This is a genomic window from Thiobacillus thioparus DSM 505, from assembly GCF_000373385.1.
GTDB classification, from domain to species: domain Bacteria; phylum Pseudomonadota; class Gammaproteobacteria; order Burkholderiales; family Thiobacillaceae; genus Thiobacillus; species Thiobacillus thioparus.
On the sequence record NZ_KB891316.1, the window covers coordinates 968,622 to 993,169 of the forward strand.

29 protein-coding genes are annotated in these 24,548 nt (G+C 64.2%); 23 read left to right on the forward strand and 6 right to left on the reverse strand.

Going from position 1 to position 24,548, the window contains the following annotated elements; translation table 11 throughout:
* Genes B058_RS0104895 through B058_RS0104905 form a run of 3 tightly spaced genes read left to right on the forward strand, consistent with a single transcriptional unit; the run spans position 1 to position 4,183 of the window.
* Positions 1-744, forward strand: coding sequence for a hypothetical protein (locus tag B058_RS0104895; RefSeq protein ID WP_018507367.1), 744 nt, complete (start codon positions 1-3; stop codon positions 742-744).
* Entirely contained in the window at positions 741-3,860 is a 3,120-nt protein-coding gene (locus B058_RS16465; protein ID WP_040723304.1) for a DUF2309 domain-containing protein, read from the forward strand. The genes B058_RS0104895 and B058_RS16465 overlap by 4 nt, the downstream gene beginning before the upstream one ends.
* Complete coding sequence (locus B058_RS0104905) at positions 3,857-4,183, forward strand: P-II family nitrogen regulator (RefSeq protein ID WP_018507369.1); 327 nt, start codon at positions 3,857-3,859, stop codon at positions 4,181-4,183. Before B058_RS16465 ends, B058_RS0104905 begins: the two co-directional genes overlap by 4 nt.
* A 21-nt stretch (positions 4,184-4,204) precedes the next feature.
* On the opposite strand, the gene B058_RS0104910 is transcribed toward B058_RS0104905, so the two are convergent.
* Entirely contained in the window at positions 4,205-5,155 is a 951-nt protein-coding gene (locus tag B058_RS0104910; protein ID WP_018507370.1) for a LysR family transcriptional regulator, read from the reverse strand.
* Between the two features lie 172 nt (positions 5,156-5,327).
* On the opposite strand from B058_RS0104910, the gene B058_RS0104915 reads away from it, so the two are divergent.
* The 12 genes from B058_RS0104915 to B058_RS17240 all read left to right on the forward strand — a co-directional run bounded on the left by B058_RS0104915 (position 5,328) and on the right by B058_RS17240 (position 13,011).
* Complete coding sequence (locus tag B058_RS0104915; RefSeq protein ID WP_018507371.1) at positions 5,328-7,325, forward strand: alpha-carboxysome scaffolding protein CsoS2; 1,998 nt, start codon at positions 5,328-5,330, stop codon at positions 7,323-7,325.
* 23 nt (positions 7,326-7,348) lie between these two features.
* On the forward strand, positions 7,349-8,923 hold the full coding sequence (locus B058_RS0104920) for a carboxysome shell carbonic anhydrase (RefSeq protein ID WP_026240651.1): 1,575 nt from the start codon (positions 7,349-7,351) through the stop codon (positions 8,921-8,923).
* An 8-nt stretch (positions 8,924-8,931) separates the two neighbouring features.
* Positions 8,932-9,183, forward strand: a complete 252-nt coding sequence (csoS4, locus tag B058_RS0104925) for an alpha-carboxysome shell vertex protein CsoS4 (RefSeq protein WP_018507373.1) — start codon at positions 8,932-8,934, stop codon at positions 9,181-9,183.
* A 1-nt stretch (position 9,184) separates the two neighbouring features.
* Complete coding sequence (locus B058_RS0104930; RefSeq protein ID WP_018507374.1) at positions 9,185-9,475, forward strand: carboxysome peptide B; 291 nt, start codon at positions 9,185-9,187, stop codon at positions 9,473-9,475.
* Between the two features lie 12 nt (positions 9,476-9,487).
* Complete coding sequence (csoS1, locus tag B058_RS0104935) at positions 9,488-9,787, forward strand: alpha-carboxysome major shell protein CsoS1 (RefSeq protein WP_026240652.1); 300 nt, start codon at positions 9,488-9,490, stop codon at positions 9,785-9,787.
* Between the two features lie 36 nt (positions 9,788-9,823).
* Positions 9,824-10,123 carry an alpha-carboxysome major shell protein CsoS1 gene (csoS1, locus tag B058_RS0104940; protein WP_081616722.1) on the forward strand — a complete coding sequence of 100 codons (300 nt, stop codon included), beginning with the start codon at positions 9,824-9,826 and terminating at the stop codon, positions 10,121-10,123.
* A gap of 36 nt (positions 10,124-10,159) precedes the next feature.
* The gene (csoS1, locus tag B058_RS0104945; RefSeq protein ID WP_026240653.1) at positions 10,160-10,501 is read left to right on the forward strand and encodes an alpha-carboxysome major shell protein CsoS1; all 342 of its coding nucleotides are present in this window, start codon (positions 10,160-10,162) and stop codon (positions 10,499-10,501) included.
* A 14-nt stretch (positions 10,502-10,515) separates the two neighbouring features.
* Positions 10,516-10,965 (forward strand): ferritin-like domain-containing protein, encoded by a 450-nt coding sequence (locus B058_RS0104950; protein ID WP_018507377.1) that lies wholly within the window; start codon positions 10,516-10,518, stop codon positions 10,963-10,965.
* Positions 10,958-11,227, forward strand: coding sequence for a 4a-hydroxytetrahydrobiopterin dehydratase (locus B058_RS0104955; RefSeq protein ID WP_018507378.1), 270 nt, complete (start codon positions 10,958-10,960; stop codon positions 11,225-11,227). Before B058_RS0104950 ends, B058_RS0104955 begins: the two co-directional genes overlap by 8 nt.
* 6 nt (positions 11,228-11,233) lie before the next feature.
* Complete coding sequence (gene parA / locus B058_RS0104960; protein WP_018507379.1) at positions 11,234-11,872, forward strand: ParA family partition ATPase; 639 nt, start codon at positions 11,234-11,236, stop codon at positions 11,870-11,872.
* Positions 11,869-12,024, forward strand: coding sequence for a hypothetical protein (locus B058_RS17785; protein ID WP_018507380.1), 156 nt, complete (start codon positions 11,869-11,871; stop codon positions 12,022-12,024). Before parA ends, B058_RS17785 begins: the two co-directional genes overlap by 4 nt.
* A gap of 294 nt (positions 12,025-12,318) precedes the next feature.
* Positions 12,319-13,011, forward strand: a complete 693-nt coding sequence (locus B058_RS17240; protein ID WP_018507381.1) for a PEP-CTERM sorting domain-containing protein — start codon at positions 12,319-12,321, stop codon at positions 13,009-13,011.
* 219 nt (positions 13,012-13,230) lie between these two features.
* On the opposite strand, the gene B058_RS0104975 is transcribed toward B058_RS17240, so the two are convergent.
* Positions 13,231-13,665: a chromate resistance protein ChrB domain-containing protein gene (locus tag B058_RS0104975; protein WP_018507382.1), complete on the reverse strand. Its 435-nt coding sequence runs from the start codon at positions 13,663-13,665 to the stop codon at positions 13,231-13,233.
* A gap of 132 nt (positions 13,666-13,797) precedes the next feature.
* Between B058_RS0104975 and B058_RS0104980 the strand changes: the two genes are divergently transcribed.
* The 5 genes from B058_RS0104980 to B058_RS0105000 all read left to right on the forward strand — a co-directional run bounded on the left by B058_RS0104980 (position 13,798) and on the right by B058_RS0105000 (position 18,887).
* The gene (locus B058_RS0104980; RefSeq protein WP_026240654.1) at positions 13,798-14,847 is read left to right on the forward strand and encodes a DMT family transporter; all 1,050 of its coding nucleotides are present in this window, start codon (positions 13,798-13,800) and stop codon (positions 14,845-14,847) included.
* 477 nt (positions 14,848-15,324) lie between these two features.
* The gene (locus tag B058_RS0104985; RefSeq protein ID WP_018507384.1) at positions 15,325-15,552 is read left to right on the forward strand and encodes an NAD(P)/FAD-dependent oxidoreductase; all 228 of its coding nucleotides are present in this window, start codon (positions 15,325-15,327) and stop codon (positions 15,550-15,552) included.
* 10 nt (positions 15,553-15,562) lie between these two features.
* A complete protein-coding gene (locus B058_RS0104990) occupies positions 15,563-15,835 on the forward strand; it encodes a UBP-type zinc finger domain-containing protein (protein WP_018507385.1) in 273 nt (90 codons plus the stop codon).
* Positions 15,836-15,850: 15 nt separating this feature from the next.
* Positions 15,851-17,704 carry a Na+/H+ antiporter NhaA gene (nhaA, locus tag B058_RS0104995; protein WP_018507386.1) on the forward strand — a complete coding sequence of 618 codons (1,854 nt, stop codon included), beginning with the start codon at positions 15,851-15,853 and terminating at the stop codon, positions 17,702-17,704.
* A gap of 34 nt (positions 17,705-17,738) precedes the next feature.
* On the forward strand, positions 17,739-18,887 hold the full coding sequence (locus tag B058_RS0105000) for an aminotransferase class V-fold PLP-dependent enzyme (protein WP_018507387.1): 1,149 nt from the start codon (positions 17,739-17,741) through the stop codon (positions 18,885-18,887).
* 6 nt (positions 18,888-18,893) lie between these two features.
* On the opposite strand, the gene egtD is transcribed toward B058_RS0105000, so the two are convergent.
* On the reverse strand, positions 18,894-19,859 hold the full coding sequence (gene egtD / locus B058_RS0105005; protein ID WP_018507388.1) for an L-histidine N(alpha)-methyltransferase: 966 nt from the start codon (positions 19,857-19,859) through the stop codon (positions 18,894-18,896).
* Positions 19,859-21,124: an ergothioneine biosynthesis protein EgtB gene (gene egtB / locus B058_RS0105010; protein ID WP_040723495.1), complete on the reverse strand. Its 1,266-nt coding sequence runs from the start codon at positions 21,122-21,124 to the stop codon at positions 19,859-19,861. The genes egtD and egtB overlap by 1 nt, the downstream gene beginning before the upstream one ends.
* 175 nt (positions 21,125-21,299) lie before the next feature.
* Between egtB and B058_RS0105015 the strand changes: the two genes are divergently transcribed.
* From B058_RS0105015 to B058_RS0105025, 3 genes are all read left to right on the forward strand, one after another.
* On the forward strand, positions 21,300-22,247 hold the full coding sequence (locus B058_RS0105015; RefSeq protein ID WP_018507390.1) for a DUF5996 family protein: 948 nt from the start codon (positions 21,300-21,302) through the stop codon (positions 22,245-22,247).
* A 96-nt stretch (positions 22,248-22,343) separates the two neighbouring features.
* Positions 22,344-23,003, forward strand: a complete 660-nt coding sequence (locus tag B058_RS0105020) for a glutathione S-transferase family protein (protein ID WP_018507391.1) — start codon at positions 22,344-22,346, stop codon at positions 23,001-23,003.
* 4 nt (positions 23,004-23,007) lie between these two features.
* Positions 23,008-23,334 carry a hypothetical protein gene (locus B058_RS0105025; protein ID WP_018507392.1) on the forward strand — a complete coding sequence of 109 codons (327 nt, stop codon included), beginning with the start codon at positions 23,008-23,010 and terminating at the stop codon, positions 23,332-23,334.
* A gap of 25 nt (positions 23,335-23,359) precedes the next feature.
* On the opposite strand, the gene msrB is transcribed toward B058_RS0105025, so the two are convergent.
* A complete protein-coding gene (msrB, locus tag B058_RS0105030) occupies positions 23,360-23,845 on the reverse strand; it encodes a peptide-methionine (R)-S-oxide reductase MsrB (protein ID WP_018507393.1) in 486 nt (161 codons plus the stop codon).
* Between the two features lie 35 nt (positions 23,846-23,880).
* The gene (gene msrA, locus B058_RS0105035) at positions 23,881-24,546 is read right to left on the reverse strand and encodes a peptide-methionine (S)-S-oxide reductase MsrA (RefSeq protein ID WP_018507394.1); all 666 of its coding nucleotides are present in this window, start codon (positions 24,544-24,546) and stop codon (positions 23,881-23,883) included.
* Between the last annotated feature and the right edge of the window lie 2 nt (positions 24,547-24,548).

Genomic DNA, 24,548 nt, shown 5'->3' on the forward strand with positions numbered 1-24,548 from the left:
ATGACGCTATTGCTGATCGCCTCACTGTTCCTGCCGCTGTTTCCGCTGAGCATCGTGCTCAACGGCACCCTGACGACGCTGCGTCACCCTGCCGCACGCGGTGCGGTGTTGCTCCTGTGGCCCCAGTTGGGAATCGGGCTGCTGCAGATCGCGCAACACGCTATCCCGCCCTATTTCGTTCCCTGGGCACTCCTGACATCCGGTCTCTACGCGTTGCGGCTGCTGACCGTCCGCGACATGGGGCGGTGGGCCGGCTTCCTCGCGACGTCCGGCCTCGCCCTCACCTGGGCACTCGCGGCCGCCGGTGCCGATAGGGTGGATCTCCACCTGTTCGCCTTCTGGTTCAGCCTGCCGCACGCCTTGATGGCGCTGCTGGCCTACCCCCTGACCCGCCGCTTCGGCGCCGCGTATGCGGGTCTGCAAGGCGGTCTCATCGGGCACTTGCCGCGCCTGTCCGGCGTGCTGGCAGTGACGGCACTGGCTGCGGTCGCAACACCCCCTTTCCCCGGCTTCTTCGGCCTGCTGCACGTACTGCAGGTGCTCGACTGGGCGGGAGCCGTCGCCGTCCTGGCCATCTGGCTGATCTGGGGCTGGGCCGCGACGAAGCTGATGCAGGGTTTCATCTTCGGGGCCGAACGCATGGAGTCCGACGCCGACATCGGGCGCGTCTCGACGCTTGCATTCGCCGGCATGCTAGGCGTCTTCATTGCAGCCGGCCTCTATTCGACGGGAGGGGGGCTATGAGTCTTGCACTTGGGCGACGTCTCAACATTCGCGCCACGGTTCACGTGGCCGGGGAGCCAATTCCCTTTTTCTGGCCCATGCGGACCTTCATCCACCACAACCCGCTCTATGGCCTGGAGCACCTGCCGTTCGAACAAGCGGTCAGCGAGGGCGAACGCCTGTTCCATGCGCGCGGCTTCCTGCCGCGCCCGATCCAGCAGGGGTATCTGGCCTCGGGCAAGATCGATCTTGTCGCGCTGGAGGATCAGGTCGAGCGCTTCCTTGCCGCGCAACCGGACATCGCCGGGCTCAACCAGCGCCGTCTGCTGATGACACTCCTCACGGAAATCGAGAAACCGATCGGCGCGCCGCCTTCGCTCGCCGACGCCGCCGACATCCACGCCGCGCTGGCCGGCTTTGCCCTGCCGGCGCGCAAGATCGACGACGCCGCGCTGGCGGCGCAGGTCGGCGCCGACATGCCGCCCGGCCGGCCGCTCTACGCCATCGTGGATATGCTCTTCGGCACCGAGATCGGCGCGACGCTGAATGAACTCGTGATCAAGAGCTGCCTCGATTTCTTCGATGAGGGGCAGTCAGTGTGGCAGATGCCGGGGCGCGAGAAAGGCCTGTTCGCCGCCTGGACCGCAGTGGCGCAACGCAACCTGCGTCTGTTCATCCGGGGGCTGCACATCAAGCGCATCCTGGCTGCTGACAACACGCCGGAAGGCATCATCAGCCATGTCATGGAAGCACTGGGGGTCCCCGAAGACGACTGGAAAAACCACTTTGCCTGCGAACTCACCCGCCTGCATGGCTGGGCGGGCTTCATCCGCTGGCGCGCAGGCGCCAAGCACTACCACTGGTCCCGACACTATCCTGCCGATCTGGTCGACTATCTGGCCATTCGACTCGTGCTGGGACTTGCGCTTCTGCGCGAGCACGCACAGCGCAAGGGCTTGCCGGACACCCTCCCCGGGCTTGCGCGTTTCGTCGAGGCCCATCCGGCAGAAGCCTATTTGCGACGCGAGTTTCATGGCGGCCATGTATTGCCGGAAATGGCGCATGCCGTAGAGGATGCCATCGCGGCGCCGCGCGGATCGCGCATTGCGCGCCTGCTGCCGCAGTACCTGGCGCGCAAGCGCGAACACGAGGCAAAGGGGCTTGCCGCCGCATTGCGCAGGCTGGCGGACAAGGCCGGAATGACAGATGCCATGCAACGATTGGGGCCGGAAGACCTGGCCAGGCTCACGTCGACGCTCGCCCGCTTCGAGCAGGCGGAAGGCCGCATGTGGCTGGGCGCGCTGGAGGCCCGCACCATGGACAGGCTGCTGCAAGGGATGAACCTGTCGCGGCCCGTGCAACGCGAAAAGCGGCCGTTCGCGCAGCTCATGTTCTGCATCGATGTGCGTTCGGAACGTATCCGGCGCCATCTCGAAAAGATCGGGGATTGCCAGACCTTCGGTATCGCCGGTTTCTTCGGCATACCGGTGAGCTTCATCGGCCTGGAAAAAGGCAGCGAAACCCACCTCTGCCCGGTGGTGGCAAGCCCCAAGAACGTGGTGCTGGAGCTGGCGATCGCGCGCAGCGTTGACGAGCAGGCCTTCGTCTCGTCGCTGGAACAGGTCTTACACGAACTGAAGGCTTCGGTGCTTTCTCCCTTCATCACGGTGGAGGCGATCGGCTTGCTGTTCGGGTTCGACATGTTCGGCAAGAGCCTCGCGCCGCTCGCCTACAGCCGCTGGCGCCAGCGGTTGCACCCGAACAAATCGGATAGCCGATTATTGCTGGACAAGCTCAGTCGGGAGCAGGCGGACTCCATCATCCGTTCGCTGCAGCGCGCCCTGATCGTCAAGGCCATCGTGAGGGAACTGGGCCTGCAACGGGAGGCGATCACCGACGGCATGATTCGTGAGCTGCGGGAGACCGCCTTGGGCAATCGCGAGAGCTCGACCGAATTCGCACGCCACTTCAATCTGGACACCCGCGCCGAGTCGACTTTCATCGCGCGCCTGCGCACGGTCTATCGCATCGACCGCGGCTATGCGCAAATCCAGATGGAAAGGCTGGGGCGTATCGGCTTTACGCTGGACGAGCAATTGAACTTCGTCGGCACGGCATTGCGCTCCATCGGCCTGGTCGAAGGGTTCTCGCGATTCGTGCTGCTGGTGGGTCATGGCAGCACATCCGAGAACAACCCCTACGAATCCGCACTGGATTGCGGCGCCTGCGGCGGCAATCACGGCATCGTCAATGCGCGGGTGCTCGCACAGATCGCCAACAAGCCGGCGGTACGCGAAGGGCTGCGCGGACAGGGCATCGACATCCCGGACGACACCTGGTTCGTCCCTGCATTCCACAACACCACGACAGACCGGATCCAGCTGCACGACATGGATCTGCTGCCGCCCAGCCATCTGGTCTATGTGGATCGGCTCAGCAGCAACCTGCAATCCGCCACCCGGCTCAGCGCAGCGGAGCGCATGCCGACGCTGGAGCCGGAGAGCGACGGTGTCGATCCAGCGAAGGCCTACCGCAACGCCCAGAGAAATGCATCGGACTGGTCCCAGGTGCGACCGGAGTGGGGCTTGTCGCGCAACGCCGGATGCGTCATCGGCCGCCGGCATCTCACCGAGCAAATGAATCTGGAAGGACGGGTCTTCCTGCAGTCGTACGATTACCGCCTCGATCCCAAGGGCCGTCTTCTCGAAAACATTCTGTCCGGAGCGCTGGTGGTAGGACAGTGGATCAACATGGAACACTACTTCTCGACAGTGGACAACGAGCATTACGGCAGCGGCAGCAAGGTTTACCACAACGTCGCCGGACGCTTCGCCGTCATGACCGGCAACCTCAGCGACCTGCGCACCGGGCTGCCTGCACAGACCGTCCTCAAGAACGGCCTGCCCTATCACGAGCCCATGCGCCTGCTCACCTTCATCGATGCGCCATTCGACCTGGCCAAGCACGCCATCGAAGGTGTCGTCAAGGTCAAGAATCTTGTCTACAACGGCTGGGTTCGCATGGCCATCGTGGACCCGGAGACCGGGATATGCCATCTGTACGAAGATGGCGGGTGGCGCCAGCAAGCGATGGGAGCAGCCGACACAAGCGAAGAATTCAAGGAGCTCGCAGCATGAAAAACCTCAACTTCAGCCCCCTCAAGAAACTGGAGATCATTCTCGAGGGCGCCTACCAGGAATTCGCCACCGATCTGCTGGATCGGGCCGGCGTCAGCGGCTACACCATCGTCAACAATCTGTCGGGCAAGGGACGCCACGGCTTCCACGAAGGCCACCTGATGTTCAACGAGGAGGCCGTGCTGATCATGATCATCGTCGCCGTGCCGGAGGAACTGGTGAAGCCCATTCTGGAGGGCTATGCGCCCTTTTTCAGCGAACACACGGGCGTCGTGTTCATCTCGGACATCCAGGTCACCCGGTTGGTGAAGTTCAAGAACTGAGCGCGTGCGATGCGCGCTGCATCAGGAGCGCGTCACCCGCCGGTGCGAGCGCGTCACCGGCTTGGGCTGCGGCAGCTTCATGATGCGGTCCGCCTCGTTCAGCACGAATTCATGGAAGGCCTGTGCGATGGGCGACATGCGCTTGCCGCTGCGGTGGACCATGTACCACTCCTTCATGATCGGGAAACCCTCGACGCTGAGAATGGCGACGCGGCCCAGCGCCAGTTCGAACTCCAGCGTGTGCAGCGATACGATGCCGAGCCCCAGCCCGGCCATCACCGCATGCTTGATCGCCTCGTTGCGGCTCATTTCCATCGAGGTGTTGAGCTTGACGCCGCGCTGCTGGAAGAAGCGCTCGACCGCGTTGCGCGTGCCGGAACCGCGCTCGCGCAGGATGAAGTTTTCCTCGACCAGACGGCTCAGCGGCACGCGACTCACGCCGACGAGCGGATGATCTGGCGGCGCGATGATCACCAGCGGGTTCTGCATGAAGGCCTGGGACCGCAGTTCGATGTTGTCGGGCGGCGTCCCCATGATCGCCATGTCGGGCGTGTTGTCCTGCAGCTGCTGCACGACCTCCTCGCGATTGGTGACCTCGAGATGCACCTGGGTACCGGGGTGGCGCTTGAGGAAGGCTGCCAGCAGGTAGGGCGCGAAATACTTGCCGGTGCTGGTGACGGTGAGAGACAGGGTGCCGCGCTTGACGCCCTTCATGTCGTCCAACACGGATTCGATGTCGCGGAACTGCTGGGCGATGGCGCGGCTGAAGGCATAGACCTCCTTGCCGACCTCGGTGAGAAAGATCTTCTTGCCCATCTGCTCGAACAGCGGCATCCCGACTTCCTCCTCGAGCTGCTTGATCTGGGTCGAGACCGCGGGTTGGGTCAGATGCAACTCCTCGGAGGCGCGGGTGAAGCTGGAATGGCGCGCCACCGCTTCCAGCAGGCGCAATTGACGAAACGTCACGTTCATATCTCCCCTTTCCCTGAAAATTTATCCATTCACCATAGTGAATGACAACAATAAATATTATTCATTTTTTATTATGAAATCACCTCTTTATAGTACGCAACAAGGGCAATGGGCACGTCTGCCCGACGCCAGACCCTAATGATCAACGGCTGAAGCATAAGGAAACCAGATTATGAGTGAAGCGACAGCAACCGCCACGGCCGAGCGCCTCAGCGGCCGGGAAGCGGCCATCGCCCGCCGCCAAGCGCTTTCCCTCCACGGGAAAGGTGCACTCAAGGCCGGCCCGACCGCGGCGCCCAAGAGCGCGACCGAGGCCCGTATGGCTGCGCGTACCCGCGCACCCGCCCCCACCGCCGCTGCGGCGCCTGCCGAAGCACCGAGCTGCGGCTGCCAGCACAGCGAGACCTTTTCCGCGCGCGTCGAGGAAGCACGTCCGGCTACGCCCGTGGCACTGGCACCGGTCTCCGCCGTGCGCCAGCGTCGCATCAAGCAGTCGCAGCGCGGCCGCGGCGACGCGCCGCCTTGCCGCCCCTGCGGCCGCATCAAGCCCGAACCGCCGAAGGTGGAAATCGGCACGACACTCGCCGGCAGCACCGTGACGGGCAACCAGGTCGAGCGTGCCGCGCACGTCACCGGCAACGAAGCGGGCACCTGCCGCACTGTGACCGGCACCGAATACATCGGCGCCGAGCAGTTCGGCGAATTCTGCGGCACGCTGCCCGAGCCGGCGCCGGCCAAGGTCGGCCTGACCAGCACCAGCCGCGGCCGTCGCGTGACCGGCACCGAAGTCGGTCGCAGCAGCAAGGTGACCGGCGACGAGAGCGGCACCTGCAAGCGCGTGACCGGCACCGAATATCTGGCCGCCGAGCAGCCCGGCGAGTTCTGCGGCACGGCACCCGAACCGCGCCCGGAAAAGTCGGTGATGGGCATGACGGCGGCGCGCAATGCCGTGTCCGGCAGCGACCTCGCCCGCACCACGAAGGTGACCGGCGGCGAGTCCGGCGCGTCGCGCAACATCACCGGCAGCGCCTACGCCGACGCGCTGGTGCGCCCATCCGCCGAGGGCAACGGCCCAAAAAAGGTGGCAACCCGTCGCACGAGCAATGGCGCAATGGTGAGCGGCACCCTACCGGGTCGTTCACCGAAACTTTCCGGCGATGAGCCGGGCGCCTGCGCACGCGTGACGGGTTCCGACTACGTCAATACAGAAGAATTCGTTTCCTTCTGCCGCGCCGAACCCTACCAGTCGCCGGCCAAGGTCGGCGTGTCCCGTACCCTCCAGGGGCTCGACGTCTCCGGTACCCAGGTCGGCCGCTCAGCGCACGTGACCGGCGACGAGCACGGGGCGTGCAAGCCGGTAACCGGCACCGCCTATATCGGCGCCGACCAGTACGCCGAGTTCTGCGCGGCGCGTACCGCGGCGGAAGCGATCAACCGCGCCCGTCTCGGCCGCAACGCCGACCTCACCGGCATCCAGCCGGGACCCGACGACAAGATGACCGGCAACGAGCGCGGCACCTGCCAGCCGGTGAGCGGCACGCCCTACCTGGGCGAAAGCCAGGTCGCCGCCGCCTGCGGCCGTCCGCCGATGGCGCAGGCCTACCGCAGCCGCGGTCCCGAGGGCTCGCAGGCACCGGCCGCGATCACCGGCAACGCGATGGACGCCGGCCAGGGCGGCAACCGCACGGGCGACTTTTCCGTGGTGTCGCCGGCGCGCGCTGCGCAGTCGAGCGAAACCCGCCGCGTGACCGGCAATGCCTATGGCGCTGGCGGCCGCATCACCGGTCCGCTGGCACGCGCCACCGGCCTGGTGTCCGGCACACCCGAATTCCGCTACCGCGACGAGACCGCCGCCGTGGCCATTCCGGCTACCCCGCAACCCGAGGCTGAGCCTGCGCCCGACCGCATCACCGGCGCAGGAGGCGACCGCCACATCACCGGCGACGCCTGGGACCGCGGCAATCGCGTGACCGGCACCGAAGGCCCGGCGAGCCGTCGCAACCCGACCCTGCGTGGCGATCCGCGCGGCAACGGGATGAGCGCACGCGCCTTTCGCGACCGCGACGTCGAGACCCCGGCCCCGGCGCCGACTGCCAGCCGCATCACCGGCAGCAGCGGGAATTCCAGCGCAGGCGCGGCGATCACCGTGTCCGGCGGCGCCCGGGGTTGAACGGTAAGTAAGGACGATCCGGCATGAACACCCGTCAACGCCTCGAGGCAATGCGCGCTCGCCAACCCGCTCCGGCCGGTATGGCGATGCGTACCGCGCCGGCTGCGAGCAGGCTGCCGAGCTGGCCGGAGCGCCCGAGCTTCTGCCCCCCCGGCATGCAGGAACGTAGCGGCGAGTGCGTGAGCACTGTGTGTGCGCCGCAGGCCCATCCGCTGATCGACGCCGCGCGCAATGGGGAGCTGGCCGAATATGAGCGGACGGTGCGTCAACGCTTCGATGCCATCGTCCCTACGCTCAAGGAAATCGCCGCGCAACAACATGAAACCGGCTTCGAGCAACGGGCGCAGCAGATCGCGCGCGAACGGCTCGGCTTCGAGCTGCCGGAGGCCGTGCTCGCCGACGCGTGGGTGACCACCCTCGACATGCGCGCGCTATATGGCCACAGCGTGCTTCAGACCTACCATGCACTGGCACGCGACTTCACGGCGCGCTGGAACGGGCATGCGGAGGCGGAAGCCATGCAGCGCTTCTTCGTCGAGTGCGGTTTCCACGAAGTGGACATCAGCCCCTGCGCCGACGGCCGCCTCAAGGGCCTGCTGCAGTTCGTGCTGCGCCTGCCGCTCCAGGCCGTGCGCCGCAAGGCCTACGCCGGCGCAATGTTCGATGTCGAACTGAACGTGAAGCAGTGGATCGAGACCGAGCTGCGCCGCTTCCGTGAGGGCCTGCCGACGCTGTCGGACGCCGGTACGCGTTACTTGAAAATCGCGGTGTATCACTTCAGCAGCTCGGACCCGCAGCACGAAGGCTGCGCGGCCCACGGCAGCGACGACGGGAAGGCCGCCCAGGCCGCGCTCGATCGCCTGGCCGCATTCCGCACCGCGATCGAGAATGGCTTCTGCTGCGGCGCCTCGGTCGCGACACTGCTGATCGGCGTCGATACCGACAACGACGCGATCAAGGTCCATGTACCCGACGCCAACGGCGAAATGGACACGGCATGCTACGTCGACAACCTTGCCGTATATCGCCAGACCGCCGGCATGGCCGCTTCGGAAGCGCGCTGGCGCCTCGGGACGGCGATCGACGAGGCGACGCGCGAGGCTGGCCGCAGTGCGCCGGAACCGGGTATGCGCCAGCTGATCGAGCGACTGCTGACGAACAATCTGTCGCAGATCGACTACGTCTGCGCCCAGCACAGCGGCCGCTACGCCGACATCGGCCACGCCGAGCGCTTCATCAACATCGGCGACAGCTTCGATGTACTGCATCTGCGCAACCTCGCCTACTTCGGCCATCTGCACACCATCGAGGAAGGCGCGGCGGACATGGACGTGGGCATCAAGATCTTCAGCAAGCTGAACGTGACGCACGGCCTGCCGATCCCGATCGCGATCCATTATCGCTACGACGAGCAGGTGCCGGGTTCGCGCGAACGTGCGGTGGCGCGCTGCCGCCGCATCAAGGCCGCGATCGAAACGCGCTACCCGATCCTGGCCAAGGAAGGCCTGCTGTTCTGCGGCATGACCGTGCAGGGCAAACAGCCCGGCAGCACGCAGGAAGAGGTTTTGGACATCGATATCAATTCGCATGGGCATTGAGGTGATTCATGAAGATCATGCAAGTTGAAAAGACATTGGTCTCGACCAACCGCGTACGCGAGATGGGCCACCGTCCTCTGCTGGTGGTGCGGGAAAAAGCCGGCGGCACGCGCAGCGTGGCGGTGGACGCGGTGGGCTGCATCCCGGGCGACTGGGTGATCTGCGTCGGCAGCTCGGCGGCGCGCGAAGCAGCAGGCGCGAAGGATTTCCCGAGCGACCTGACCATCATCGGCATCATCGACCACTGGCGGGAGCACTGAGATGGAAATCATGCGCGTGGTGGCGGATCTGGTCTGTACCCGGCGTATTCCCGGCCTGTTCCACGCGTCGCTTCGCGTGCTGGCCGACGAGAAAGGCACGCTCGCGGTGGCGGTCGATCCGGTGGGCGTGCCGGAAGGGAAATGGGTATTTACCGCCGGCGGTTCGGCCGCCCGCTATGGCGCCGGCGACTACAGGATTCTTACCGATTTGACGATCCTCGGGATCATCGATCAGTGGAGTGTGACGGAAGAGCGTCACGAAGCAGGCAAGGCAGTTTCATTAACCGTGTAAAGGAGAAACATCATGGCAAACACAATGACGGGCATCGCCCTGGGAATGATTGAAACACGCGGTCTGGTTCCCGCCATCGAAGCGGCGGACGCGATGACCAAGGCGGCGGAAGTGCGGCTGATCGGCCGCCAGTTCGTCGGCGGCGGCTACGTCACCGTCCTCGTGCGCGGCGAAACCGGTGCGGTCAACGCAGCGGTGCGCGCCGGTGCGGATGCGTGCGAGCGCGTGGGCGACGGCCTGGTCGCCGCCCACATCATCGCCCGCGTCCACAACGAGGTGGAGAACATTCTCCCCACTGCCGCTGCCGCTTGATCGGATTGAATACAACTTTTGATAGGAGTTAGAAAAATGGCTACTGGTATGACTGGCATTGCCCTGGGCATGATCGAGACCCGCGGTCTGGTTCCCGCGATCGAGGCGGCGGACGCGATGACCAAGGCGGCGGAAGTGCGGCTGATCGGCCGTCAGTTCGTCGGCGGCGGCTACGTCACCGTCCTCGTGCGCGGCGAAACCGGTGCGGTCAACGCAGCGGTGCGCGCCGGTGCGGATGCGTGCGAGCGCGTGGGCGACGGCCTGGTCGCCGCCCACATCATCGCCCGCGTCCACAACGAGGTGGAGAACATTCTCCCCACTGCCGCTGCCGCTTGATCGGATTGAATACAACTTTTGATAGGAGTTAGAAAAATGGCTACTGGTATGACTGGCATTGCCCTGGGCATGATCGAGACCCGCGGTCTGGTTCCCGCGATCGAGGCGGCGGACGCGATGACCAAGGCGGCGGAAGTGCGGCTGATCGGCCGTCAGTTCGTCGGCGGCGGCTACGTCACCGTCCTCGTGCGCGGCGAAACCGGTGCGGTCAACGCAGCGGTGCGCGCCGGTGCGGATGCGTGCGAGCGCGTGGGTGACGGCCTGATCGCCGCCCACATCATCGCCCGCGTACACAGCGAAGTGGAGCACATCCTGCCGACGCAGCCCAGCGCCGGTGGCGCCGGACGGGACGGCGACGTGACCTGCATCGCGGCCTAGCGAAGGGAGGCTGCATGGCAATCGATCCACGGCTATTGGGATACCTGAACCGGGCACTGGGCCATGAAATGGCGGCAGTCCAGCAATACATGGCCCAGTCCAGGCTCTGCGACCTGTGGAACCTGGCAGACTACTGCGCGCATTTTCGCCAGGACGTCACCGAGGAGCTCGGCCATGTGCAAAGCCTGATGGACGCCCTGCTCAGGCTCGGTTCCGCACCCAACGCCATCCAACTGCCGCCGGTACGGCTCGGCCGCAACCTGGTCGAAATGATCGCGATCGATCGCGTACTGGAAGTCGAGGCGATCCGGCTGTACGAAGAAGCCTCCGCCTACTGTATGCGGGTACGTGACTTTACCCACCACAGCCTGTTTGCAGGCATTCTGCGCGACGAGTTGATGCATCTGGACGAGCTCGGCAAGATGGAGGCTGACTTGCCTCAAAAGGAACAGCGTTATGCCTGAAGACAACAATCCCATTCCGCAGTGGCATCGGCAGGATCTGCCGCCAATGCTGACGCGGCGTTTCGAATTCGAGACCTATGCGGAGACGCGGCATTTCCTGGACGGCATCGCCAAGCTCGCCGAAGAGGCCAGGCTTTATCCGAACCTGAGTTTCGGCAAGACCTATGTCAGCGTCACCATCGACGCCGACGGCAAGAAAGTCGGGCCTGACTGCGTTGCGCTGGCGCAGAAGATCGACGGTCTGGTCTCGCCAGCGACCTGATCGCCCATGCCCAGCCTGCGCATCGCGGTCGCGAACCAGAAAGGCGGTACAGGCAAGACGACGCTGGCGCTCAATCTGGCCGCCGGCCTGCAGCGACGCGCCAGCACACTGGTGCTGGATGCCGACCCCCAGGCATCGATCAGCCAGTGGGCGGCCATGAGCGACGAACCCGGGCACCTGCCCGCCGTCCAGGCGGTGGCGCAGGATGATGTGCCCGCGCGAATCGCCCAAGGCAGCCGCGAACACCACTACGTGGTAATCGACTGCCCCCCGACGCTGCAAACTGCGACGGTGGGTGGCGTGCTGAACAGCGTGGACGTGCTGCTGATCCCGATTCAGCCCTCGCCCGTGGATCTCTGGGCAAGCGTGGACATCGCCACGGCGGTACGCAACGCGCGCCGGCGCAATCCCCAGCTCAAGGCTTTCGTCGTGCTGAACCAGCTGGACAGCCGCAATGCACTCTCGCGCTCCATGCACGAAGCGCTGGCCGAACTGGAATTTCCCACCCTGCGCGCCGGCCTCGCACGGCGCGCCGCTTACCGCAGCGCCGCAGTGGAAGGCACCAGTGTGTACGGGCTCGGCCACCGCGGCAAGGCGGCCACCCGCGAAGTAGAAGCCCTGATCGAGGAGTTATTGCAATCATGAACAAGACATCCAACAAGCTCGCTGCCGGCATGCGCAAAGTGAAAACGCACCAGGAAAGCGCTGTCACGAAACCCGAGCCGCGCAAGGCCGCAGCGCCCGCACCCAAACCCGCGCCGTCGCCGATGCCTCCGGACCGCGTCTGGCCGGATTGAGCCGCATGCCGGACGGCCAGGCCACGCGTGTCGGCTACCGTTCCAGGCCGTCGCCCGCACGCCTCTAGCGCCGTATCAGTTCGCGGTTGTGTCTGCGAATGATTGAAGCGCCATGCCTGCTCTGCCGCGCGTCATCGGCATGCGGGCCTGGCGAAACCGGCAAAAAATGTTGCACTGGCACTGTCCGTCCCCAGACGACCGAACGACAATTGTCATTGCAGATCGGCATATCGTTTGATAGGGTTTATCGCCGGCCCAGATACCGGCCTACCCTCATCAAACAGGCTCGTCACCATGCCCAGCAAACTCGCCCTCGCCGCAGCCACCTCGATCTGCGCGCTGTTCCTGTCCGCACCGGTCAGCGCGGTAACCACTACATTCTTCGACGCCTCGCAGACGATGGCGCTGGTCGCGTCAGGCACGACCTCCGACACGATCAGTACCGAGGGGTATCTGTTCACCTACACGCTCGACAAGCTGTTCACCGGCGGCATCGGCCTGACCACCCCGATCGGCCGCACACAAATCGTCCAGTGGCCGGATGGGCTGCATGCGCAAGCCGTCACCTCCGGGCCCGTGACCGGGCCGGCACAAATCACGATCCGGCGCGTGGACGGCGGCGTGTTCGATCTGGAGGCCCTGAATTTCAAGCTGCTGGCCAACACCTGGGCCACCGGCGCCGACCTGGAAATCACCCCGATGTTCGACGGCAACGACGGGCCACAGGTTTTCCTCGACGCGTCAGGCAGCTACTCGAACACGTTTTCCTACAGCACCACCCTGTCTGATTACCGCGGCTTCAATACCTCCACGCTGAAGGGCTACGACACCTACAACCTGTCGCTCTTCGTCGATTTTGCGCTGACCGGCGTCACTCTGACCGACCCGTCACTGCCCGTTCCCGAGCCCGAAACCTACGGCATGATGCTGGCTGGATTGGGTTTGGTGGGGATTGCGGTGCAACGGAGGAAACAGACCGCAGCCTGATTCAGACGAACATGCGAAACAAGAACGGGGGCTTCGGCTCCCTTTTTTGTGACCGTTAGGGGTACTCGCGGATGGACAGGCGGATGCGGAAGAGATGAAGAGGTAGTCGAGTGACGTGTGATGGATGGCTGAGATCGGCCAGAAGCAGCCGTTCGAAGTTGTTGCTAAGTGTGTCTGCTTCCAAGGAAAGCGCTGACATAGCAGATTTCGGCTAAGAAATTAGCCAAGTTCGCCCTGAGCATTCTTAACCCACGTGTACAGCGCGTCGTAAATCACCACGCCGTGGCGTAGCATTTCGTGGTCGTTAGCGAAATTTTTCGACAAGCCGAGCGATAGTGCAAGGAGGCCGGCACTCTGGGGGGCGAGGTCGAGACGGCCGGTGTCTGCACCGCGCACGATAACGGCTAGTTGTCGCAGTGCAGGGTCATTGAGGTTGTGTTTGTCCAAAAACGCATCGAAGCTGCATAGCCCTCCATGATGGCCGTATTCCACGCCCGGAATGTCGTAGGGGGTGGCGCCAGTTTCTTTCGCCACTTTCAGCACGTCGGCAGCAGGCACGTATAGAAACTCGGCGTCTGGATCTACGAAACGGGCGATTAGCCAGGGACAGGCGATGCGGTCTATCTTGGGGCGTTCACGCGTGACCCATTTCATGGTGCTCTCCTTATTCCTGCTGCGTTTGTGAGGGGATCGCTGACAAAGGCCAGATCAAATTGAAAGTATTTTCTGGATGCCAACTGAGGTTAGCGCTTATTCTGAACAAGTTACAGGTCAAAGGTTAAAAGGATGAATTGGCAGGATGGACTCCGCCAGTCTGGCGTACTAGCAGCGCTCGGGGCTGCCTTATTGTTTGGAGCAGGAACACCGCTCGCAAAGTTGCTGCTTGATGCTGTCAATCCGTGGATGCTTGCGGGTTTGCTCTACTTGGGTTCCGGGGTCGGTCTGACCCTTTATCGTTTGTTGAGCCATGCCTCTGCCGTTCGTCTCCCCCGGAATGAAGTGCCGTGGTTTGCCGGGGCGATTTTGGCGGGCGGGATCATCGGCCCGGTGCTGTTGATGTTTGGGCTGACGGGTATGCCCGCATCTGGAGCCTCCCTTTTGCTGAACGCTGAAAGCGTATTCACCGCGCTGCTGGCATGGTTTGCATTCAAGGAGAACTTTGACCGGCGCATAGCACTGGGCATGCTTGCCATCGTGGCCGGTGCGGTAGTCCTGAGCGCACCGTCAGGTGCGCGTGTTTCCGGATTGTGGCCAGCGCTGGCCATCCTTGGCGCGTGTTTCGCCTGGGGGGTCGACAACAATTTGACCCGCAAGGTGTCGCTTACCGATGCCACCTGGATTGCCTCTGTGAAAGGCTGGGTGTCCGGTATCGTCAATCTGTGCCTCGCCTTCTCGCTAGGCGCGTCGATGCCGGAATGGTCAAACTTGGCAGGTGCGATGACGGTTGGCTTGCTTGCTTATGGGGTGAGTTTGGCGCTATTCGTGGTGGGCCTGCGGCACCTCGGGACTGCACGGACGGGCGCTTATTTCTCGGTCGCGCCGTTCTTTGGCGCCTTGCTCGCTGTCCTGATGGGGGAGCCGATCACTCTACCGCTGCTCATGGCCGGTGCATTGATGGCGCTGGGCACGTGGTTGCATCTAACCGAGCGCCATGAGCACAGACATGTGCACGAAGAGATGAAACACAGCCACGAACATTTGCACGATGAACATCACCAGCACGAACACGACTATCCGGTGACGCCTGGCACTAAACATACTCATGCGCACCGGCACGAACCAATGATCCATACGCACCCGCACTTCCCGGATGCTCACCACAGGCATAGCCATTGAAGGGTCGCAGAATTATTTAGTTCAGCAACACCTGAAGGTCTGCTTAGGCAGAAAGATCAGACGGTCGCGAAGCATACGCTGACCGGCTGTTCCGGGTCGAAGGCGGACCGTCACACTCCACCTCAGCTGTCGTAACTTACTTTGCGCCTTCCTCGTTACCGAAGTCGACCCACCATGCTCCCCTCACCCTCGTCATCGGCGGCAAGAACTACTCCTCCAGGTCGCTGCGCCCCTGTCTACTGCTGCGCCGCGGGCATTCCTTTAGAACCACAGTACGCATTCTGCTGTACCGGCCCGAGTTGGCCCTGACACTGGCGCCATGATCGCCCTCGGGCAAGCATCCGGCGCTGCATGACGGCGACCTCCGCGTGTAGGATTCGCTGGCGATCTGCGAATGCCTAGACGAGCGCTTTTCGGGGAAGCAGCGTGACCACTTGACGCGGTCACTTCAGCGTCTGATGAAGGTGGTAACGCCAGGTGGAAATTGTTGCGGCAGGCTCTACCCTGAAGAAATGTTTCCGGAAGGAGGCGCATCATGCTGCGGCCCACTGGCCGCTTGGCCGCAAGCCCCACCTGATCGAAACCAGCATACCCGGCGTATTTGCGGCCGGCGACATCCGGGCAGGCAATATCAAGCGGGTGGCATCCGCGGTCGGCGAGGGATCGATTTCGGTCTCGTTCGTGTATCAGGTCCTTCACGAGTAAAGGAGACGTCATGGCAGCACCCTCCCCCTGCGACCATATCGGCGCGATCGCGGCCGTCAAGCATGCGAAAAACCAGGCATGCGAGGAATGCATCAAGACCGGCGACAGTTGGGTCCATCTGCGGACCTGCCAGACATGCGGCGCGACCTTGTGCTGCGACAGCTCTCCCAACCGTCACGCCACCCGGCATGCGCAGATGAGCGGCCATCCGGTGATTGCTTCGGCGGAGCCCGGAGAGCGCTGGCTTTACTGCTACCCGGACAACGCCTTCGCGGATTACTGATACGCGCGCAGGCTGATGAGCGAAACCCCGGACTTCGCGGCGACGGGCGTACGCCTCGACCGCCCGGTCGACGACGATCTGGACCACGTCCTCGGCCCCGCGCAGGCGCCGATCACGCTGGTGGAATACGGCAGCTACGCGTGCCCGCATTGCCGTGCGGCCAATGCGCGCATTACCGAAGTCCGCAACCAGTTGGGCGATCGTCTGCGCTATGTGTTCCGCCACCGGCCGCTGATCGGCAGCGACATCGCGCGGCCTGCGGCCGAACTGGCGGAGTCCGCCGCCGACCATGCGCAGTTCTGGGACGCGCACGTGGCCTTGATGACGCGATCGCCGGACTTGACCGAGGAGGATTTGCGAGCGGTTGCGGACACGCTGGGCCTGGCGCGGCTGGAGGCCGACATGGCGCGCGAGGTGGCCGAACGGGCGCGGCAGCGCGTGACGCGCGACATCGACAGCGCGCAGGCCAGCGGCGTGCGCTACACGCCGACGTTTTTCATCAACGGGCGCCGCTACGACGGGCCCTGGGATGAAAGCTCCTTTACCGATGCAATGCTGGGCTCGCTCGGGCATCGCGTCCGCACGGCCGCACTGAGCTTCGCGAGCTGGGCGCCGTCGGCCGGCATCCTGCTGCTGCTGGCCTCCATCCTGGCCATGGTCCTCGTCAATTCCCGTCTGGGTACCGATTTCGAAGCCTTCTGGCATACCGGATTCGGTTTCGCATTCGGCGGGGCCGGCTTCCGGATGTCCCTGCTGCACTGGGTCAACGATGCGCTGCTGACGATTTTCTTTCTCGTCGTGGGGCTCGAAATCAAGCGCGAATTCACCGTCGGCCATCTGGCCAGCCGTCGCGCCGCCGCCTTGCCCATCGCGGCCGCGATCGGCGGCATGGCGGTGCCGGCGCTCATCTACCTCTTGCTCATCCCGGCGGGGCCGTGGTCGCTAGGCTGGGGCGTGCCAATGGCGACCGATACCGCCTTCGCCGTGGCCCTGGTCGCGATGCTGGGCGCCCGCGTGCCGGTGGAGCTGCGCATCTTCCTGACGGCGGCCGCCATCGTCGACGACATCGGCGCCATCATCGTCGTGGCCATCTTCTATTCCGGCGACCTGCACGCCGGCTATCTCGCCGCCGCGATCGCCCTCACCGGCGTACTGGCCCTGTTGAACCGAGCGGGGATCTATCGTGTCCTGCCCTACATGCTGACCGGAGTTGCGCTATGGGCCTGCGTGCATGCCGGCGGCCTCCACGCCACCCTGGCCGGCGTCATCCTGGCCACCTTCATCCCTACGCGTCCGCCGCCCGACTACACGACCCTCGCGATGCAGGCCGAAGCGATCCTGACGACCGAGGCCCGGCACCGCGGCGAGCAATTCCGCCGCGGGCCGTCCGCACCTGCGCTGCAGGCGCTGGACGCGATCCATGATCGCCTGGAATCCCCGGCGGACCGCATGCTGCGCAATGCCGCGCCGCGATCCAGCTATCTGGTGCTGCCGATCTTTGCCCTGGCGAATGCCGGAGTCCCCATCAGCACGGATGTGTTCAGCCAGCACGGCATGCTCGTGCTCGCCATCGTGGCCGGCCTGTCCGTCGGCAAGCCGCTGGGCTTCATCCTGGCTTCCGCCTTGGCCGTTCGCCTCGGACTCACGCACAAGCCCGAGGCGTATTCCTGGCGGCAGCTCGCGGGTGCCGGGACATTGGCCGGCATCGGCTTCACCATGTCGCTCTTCATCGCCGGACAGGCGTTTCCGCTTGCCGGCGATTTCGCCGTCGCCAAGATCGCGGTGTTCGCCGCCTCGGTGTTGTCGTCCGTGCTCGGCGTGGCGATGCTTTGGCGCACACAGGCAAGTAAAACGGCACTAGCGGCATAAACTGGCTTCCATCACATCCGCCTCCGCAGCCGACATGCCCCACAGCGACTTCAGCGGTGAATTCCCGCTCGACCCCGATCTGATCTATCTCAACCATGCGGCGGTGTCGCCCTGGCCGCATCGCACGGCGGAGGCGGTGAAACGCTTTGCCGAGGAGAATCTGCACCAGGGCGGCCGCGATTACCCGCGCTGGCTGGAGACGGAAACCCATTTGCGCGAACAATGCCGGAGCCTGCTCAACGCCCCCTCAGTAGACGACATCGCACTCCTGAAGAACACGTCCGAGGCGCTGTCCGTCGTGGCGCATGGCCTGACCTGGCGGGCAGGCGACAACGTGGTCATCAGCGACCAGGAATTCCCGTCCAACCGCATCGTCTGGCAGTCGCTGCAGGACCAGGGCGTGGAAACCCGCTGCGTCGACCTGTCGCGCGGCGCGTCGCCCGAACAGGCGCTCGACACGTGCATGGACGACCGCACCCGCCTGCTGGCGATCAGCTCGGTGCAGTACGCCAGCGGACTGCGGCTGGACCTAGTGCAGCTGGGCGCCCGTTGCCGCGCGCGCGGCGTGCTGTTCTGCATCGACGCCATCCAGAGCCTGGGCGCGCTGCCGCTGGATGTCCAGGCCTGCGGCGCGGATTTCGCCATGGCCGACGGCCACAAATGGCTGCTCGGGCCGGAAGGCTGCGCGGTGTTCTACGTCCGTGCCGAGGCCGGGGATCGGCTACGGCTTCGGCAGTATGGCTGGCACATGGTGGAACACCCTCTGGATTTCTCGCGCCACGACTGGCAGGCGGCAGCGAGCGCACGCCGCTTCGAATGCGGCAGCCCGAACATGCTTGGCATTCATGCCCTGAGCGCGAGCCTTGCACTGCTGGCCGAGGTGGGCATGGAGACGGTGGCGGTGCGCGTGCTTGAAAACAGCGCTTGGTTGATGGAGGCCTTGAGCCAACTCCCAGGCATCGAGATTCTCACTCCGCGGCAACCCGGGCGTTATGCAGGGATCGTCAGCTTCCGCCATCGCCGCATCGACGCGGCAGACCTGCACCCGCACCTGCTTGTGAGGAATGTGGTCTGCGCCCAGCGCGGCGGCGGCGTGCGCTTTTCGCCGCATTTTTACACCACCGAAGCGCAATTGGCGGCTGCGGTCACCGCAGTGGCAGAGGCGATCTCCTGCCAGGGCTAACACGCCCTAGACGGGTTGCAGGCAATGGACGCTGAATAGCGCGTCGTCGTCCTGCCATACGCGCAGGCTGGCCAGCCCGGCTTGCGCCGCCAGCGCCTGGAATTCCTCGACGCTGAACTTGTAGGAATTCTCGGTGTGGATGCTTTCTCCGGCCTGGAATTCGAAGCAGCAGCCGTCGATCCGGACACGTTGCGGCGCGGTGGCAACCAGATGCATCTCGATCCGGCCCAGTTGCGCGTTGTAGAAGGCTTCATGGCGGAAGGCCGCGAGGTCGAAATCGGCATCCAGCTCACGGTTGATCCGCGCCAGCAGGTTCAGGTTGAACTGCGCGGTGACACCCTCGCTGTCGTTGTAGGCGGCATGCAGGCGCGACGGGGCTTTCTTGAGGTCGACACCGATCAGCAGCCGGCCCTCGGGACCGATGATTCCGGCGATGCGCTGCAGCAGATCGCAGGCCTGGCCGGGATCGAAGTTGCCGATGCTGGAGCCGGGAAAGAAGGCCGACCGCTGCTTCGCCGCGACGACACCGGGAAGCGCGAGCGGCCTCGAATAATCGGTGCAGATCGCATGCACCTGCAGTTCCGGATGGTCCTCGGCGATGGCCCCTGCCGACAATCGGAGCGGCTCGCGCGAAATGTCGATCGGCGCATAGGTCCGGGGCTGCAGCGCATCGAGCAGCACGCGTATCTTGGTATCGCTGCCGCTGCCGAGCTCGAACAGCAGGCCGTCATTGCCCAGCATCTCGGCCATGTCTTCGCCATGCCGCTGCAGCAGATCGATTTCAGTACGCGTCGGGTAGTATTCCGGCAGCCGGGTGATGGCATCGAACAGCTGCGATCCGCGTTCGTCGTAGAAGAATTTGGGCGACAGCCGACGGGTTTTCCGGCTCAGTCCGGCGATGACGTCCGAGTGGAAATCCCCCAACTCGGGATGCAAATCATGGAAGTGGAAATTCGGAAGCGCCGTTTCCATCATGCATCCTCCGCCAGCCGGATTCCCTGAAACTGCCAGCGCTCGTGGGGATAGAAGAAGTTGCGGTAACTGGCGCGGACATGATCGGCGGCGGTGACGCAGGCGCCGCCACGCAACACCATCTGGCTGCACATGAACTTGCCGTTGTATTCGCCGAGCGCACCGGCGGCAAGCCGAAAGCCCGGATAGGCTTGATAAGGCGAGGCAGTGTGTTCCCACACGTCGCCATACATCTGCAGCAAGCCGTTCCCGGGCGGTGCAGGCGCCGGATGCAGCCTGCCGCTATCGCACAGATTGCCGGAAACGGTCAGCCCGCGCGCCGCGATTTCCCATTCGGCTTCCGTGGGCAGCCGTTTACCCGCCCAGGCGGCATACGCGTCCGCTTCGTAATAGCTGACGTGGCAGACTGGTTCCTCCAGGTTCAGCGGGCGCATCCCGCCAAGCGTGAATTGCCGCCATGCCCCGTCTTGCGATTCCCAGTACAGCGGGCTCGACCAGTGCAGGCGTCTCGACGTCGCCCAGCCGTCGGAGAGCCAGAATGCGGGGTTGTCGTAGCCGCCGTCTTGCATGAACGCGAGAAACTCGCCGTTGGTCACCGGGCGCGAGGCCAGGCGGAACGCGTTCAGATAGACCCGGTGGCGGGGCTTTTCGTTATCGTAGGCAAAGCCGCCGCCCGAATGGCCTATCTCGTGGATGCCCCCGGGAAGCGCGATCCAGTGCAGAGGCGCAGCGGCCGATGAGGTTTCGGGCAGGTCGTCGCGGTAGGCGGGACGCAATGGATTGGCGCTGAAGTTGAACTTGATGTCGGTCAGCAGCAATTCCTGATGCTGCTGTTCGTGATTGAGACCGATCTCGAGCCGCTGCTGCAGGGCCGGCCATATGTCGTCGCCGGCGCGCTGCAGCAGCGTCAGCATGTGTTCGTCCACGTGCGCCCGGTAACGGATGATGTCGTCGACGCCCGGACGCGACAGAAATCCCCGCTCCTGGCGGGGATGGAATTTTCCGATCTGCTCATAATAGGAATTGAACAGATAGCCGAACCGGGGATGGAATTCCGCATAGCCCGGCTGGTAGACCTTCAGCAGGAAGGTCTCGAAGAACCAGCTCGCATGCGCCAGATGCCATTTGGCCGGACTGGCCTCGGGGGCGGCCTGGATCACATAATCCTCGCGCGTCAACGGTGCGCACAGCGCTTCGCTCTGCTGTCGCACGTTCAGATAGGCATTCGGCCAAACGCTGCGCTGTTCATCCGGCAATGCCGGCATTGAATCGGGAATGACCATGGTTTCTTAATTTGCCTGCTTGAATGTCAGAACATCGCGTGGTCTTTGTCCCGTGCCGGGCCTGCCTGGCGGAGGGCCTTCCGGTGCACACACTGCGACGCATAGTCTACTAGGATCATAGTTTGCCGCTTGCGCTTGTAAAGTTCGAAGGGGAATCATGGACAGACCGACCGCGTCTCGCACGGAACCCTGGCCCAGCCTGCCGCTTGAGGCCTGGCGCGACACCTACGCGACCTTGCACCTGTGGACCCAGATCGTCGGCAAGATCCGGCTGGTGCAAAGCCCCTGGATCAACCATGCCTGGCATGTCACGCTGTATGTGACGGCGCGCGGCCTCACCACCACCGCCATCCCGTATGGCACCCGGGCTTTCCAGATCAATTTCGACTTCATCGCGCATCGGTTGACGATACAGTCGAGCGACGGCGGAATGGCGTCCTTTTCGCTCCAGGCGCAATCGGTGGCTGCGTTCTATGCGCGCCTGATGGCCGAACTGGATGCGCTCCAGCTTCATGTGGAACTTCATCCCCTTCCTTGCGAAGTCGCCGACCCCCAACCCTTCGACCGGGACAAAACGCACTGTGCCTACGACCCTGAGTTTGCCAGCCGGTTCTGGCAGATCCTGGTTCAGGCGGACCGGGTATTCAAGCAGTTCCGCGCGCGTTTCATGGGCAAGTGCAGCCCGGTGCATTTCTTCTGGGGCGCACCGGACCTGGCAGTGACGCGATTCTCCGGACGACCGGCCCCGCGGCATCCCGGCGGCATTCCGAACCTGCCGGACTGGGTGACCCGGGAAGCCTACTCGCACGAAGTCAGCAGTTGCGGGTTCTGGCCCGGCGGCGGCCCGATTCCCTATGCGGCGTTCTATTCCTATGCCTATCCGGAACCTGCAGGCTACGCCGAAGCGAGGGTCGAACCCGCCGCTGCCTTCTACAGCACCGAGCTTCGCGAGTTCATCCTGCCCTACGATGCCGTGCGACAGGCGACGACGCCGGACGATACGCTGCTCGCCTTCCTGCAAACGACTTATGACGCCGCAGCCGACCTGGGCGCCTGGGATCGCGCATCGCTCGAACGTGATGGCGATTCGATTGGCCCAGCCTGATAATGTCCAACCGAAAAGCGCGCAAAGCCCGGCCGATTCCACGCGTCGCCCGCATGGCCTTGCGCTTCATCCACATTCATTCCGGATCGATCCGCCATGCCCTCTCTTACCCTCGTCATCGGCAACAAGAACTACTCCTCCTGGTCGCTGCGCCCCTGGCTGCTGCTGCGCCAGACGGGCATTCCCTTCGAAGAGGTGCGCATTCCGCTGTACGCGCCGGGGTCGACTGAGGCGTTGGCGACGTGGTCGCCTTCGGGCAAGGTGCCGGCGCTGCACGACGGCGACCTCCGGGTGTGGGATTCGCTGGCCATCTGCGAATACCTCAACGAGCGTTTCCCGGACAAGCAGCTGTGGCCGCTTGACGCGGCGGCGCGGGCGGTGGCGCGGGCGGTGAGCGCGGAGATGCACGCGGGCTTTTCCGCGCTGCGCGAGCACATGTCGATGAACATCCGGGCGCGGCGTCCGGGCCAGGGGCGCACGCCGGAATGCCTGGCGGATGTCGGGCGCATCCTGGCGATCTGGACGGAGTGTCGCGCGCGCTTCGGCAACGGCGGCGATTTCCTGTTCGGGCGCTTTGGCATTGCGGATGCGATGTATGCGCCGGTGGTGCTGCGCTTCCAGACCTATGGCGTGGCGCTGGACGGCGCGGCGCGCGACTATGCGGAGGCAGTACGGGCGCTGCCGGCGCTGCAGGAATGGGTGGCGGATGGGGTGGCGGAAACCGAGCGCATCGAGATGTTCGAACGCGACGAATGAGGCGATGGGACGCCGGAACCACTATCACGTCTATGTGATCGAGTTGTCGAACGATGTCCTTTACGAAGGCCGGTTCAAGAAAGCCAACCCCGGCTACGTCACTGGCAAGCCCTGTCTCTATGTCGGCATGACGGGGCTGGACCCCGACGTGCGATTCGACAAGCACAAGGCCGGCATCCAGTCGAACCGATTCGTCAGGGAATACGGCCTGCGCCTGTTGCCTGAACTTTATGAACTCTACGGTCCGCTGACGTATGAGGATGCCCGAACTCTGGAGGTTGAACTGGCGATCGATTTCCGCGAGGCCGGATACGGGGTTTGGCAGGCGTGATCCGGATGCTGCACGGCTGCCGTGGTCATGCCTTGTCGGGAATGAACGTCAGTACCGCGCCATTGTTGCAGTAGCGCAGGCCCGTGGGCTTCGGCCCGTCCTTGAATACATGGCCATGATGACCACCGCAACGTGCGCAGTGATATTCGGTGCGCGGCAGCAGCAGTTTCAGGTCGGTCTTGGTTTCCACGTGTCCGGGAAGCACATCGTAGAAGCTGGGCCAGCCGGTGCCGCTGTCGTATTTGAACCGGGAAGGGAACAGCGGCAGACGGCAGGCCAGGCACACGTACAGGCCGCTGCGCGTTTCATGGTCGAGCGGACTGCTGAAAGGCCGCTCGGTGCCCTCCTCGCGCAGGATGTCGTACTGTTCCGGAGTAAGCCGTCGCTTCCACTCGGCGTTGCCGAGAACCAGCCTATCGATGCGTTCCCCCGCCCAGGCCGGCCCGGGCAGGGCGAACTGCATGAGCGCCGGCGTGCTGGCCGTCAGTTTGAGGAATGTCCGTCTGTCCATGATGATTCACCTCGTACGAACCGGTTCGCACCGGTCTATCTGTCCACATACCAGGCCGGGAACTGTTGTCGCAGCGCGGCGATCTTCGGCAAGTCGTTGATGACGATATACGGCTGGTTGGGATGACGGTCCAGATAATTCTGATGGTAGGCCTCCGCATCATAGAAACCTTTCAGTGGCACGACCTGGGTGACGACGGGGCGCCTGAACACGCCCGCTGCCTGGAGCTGGGCGATGTAGCCGTCGGCCACGCGCTTCTGATCGGCGTTGGCATAGAAGATCGCCGAGCGGTATTGCGTGCCGGTGTCCGGCCCCTGCCGGTTCAGTTCCGTCGGATCATGCGCGACGGAAAAGAACACCTTCAGAAGCTGCCCGTAGCTGATGCGCGCGGGGTCGTAGAAAATGTGCACCGATTCGGCATGGCCGGTCCGGCCGGTGCTCACCTGGTCATACGTGGCCGTCTCCGCATTGCCGCCGGCGTAGCCCGACACCACCCGGGTGACGCCCTTGACATGCTCGAACACACCCTCCATTCCCCAGAAGCATCCACCGGCCAGCACCGCCGTCTGCATGCCGCTCACACCGGCGAGCGGGGTGTCGACAACCGGGTCGGGCAAAGGTGCGGCGGGCGACGCGTACGAGCACCCTACCCACGCCATACCCAGGATTGATGCGATGACTGCAGCAACAAGACGATTCATGA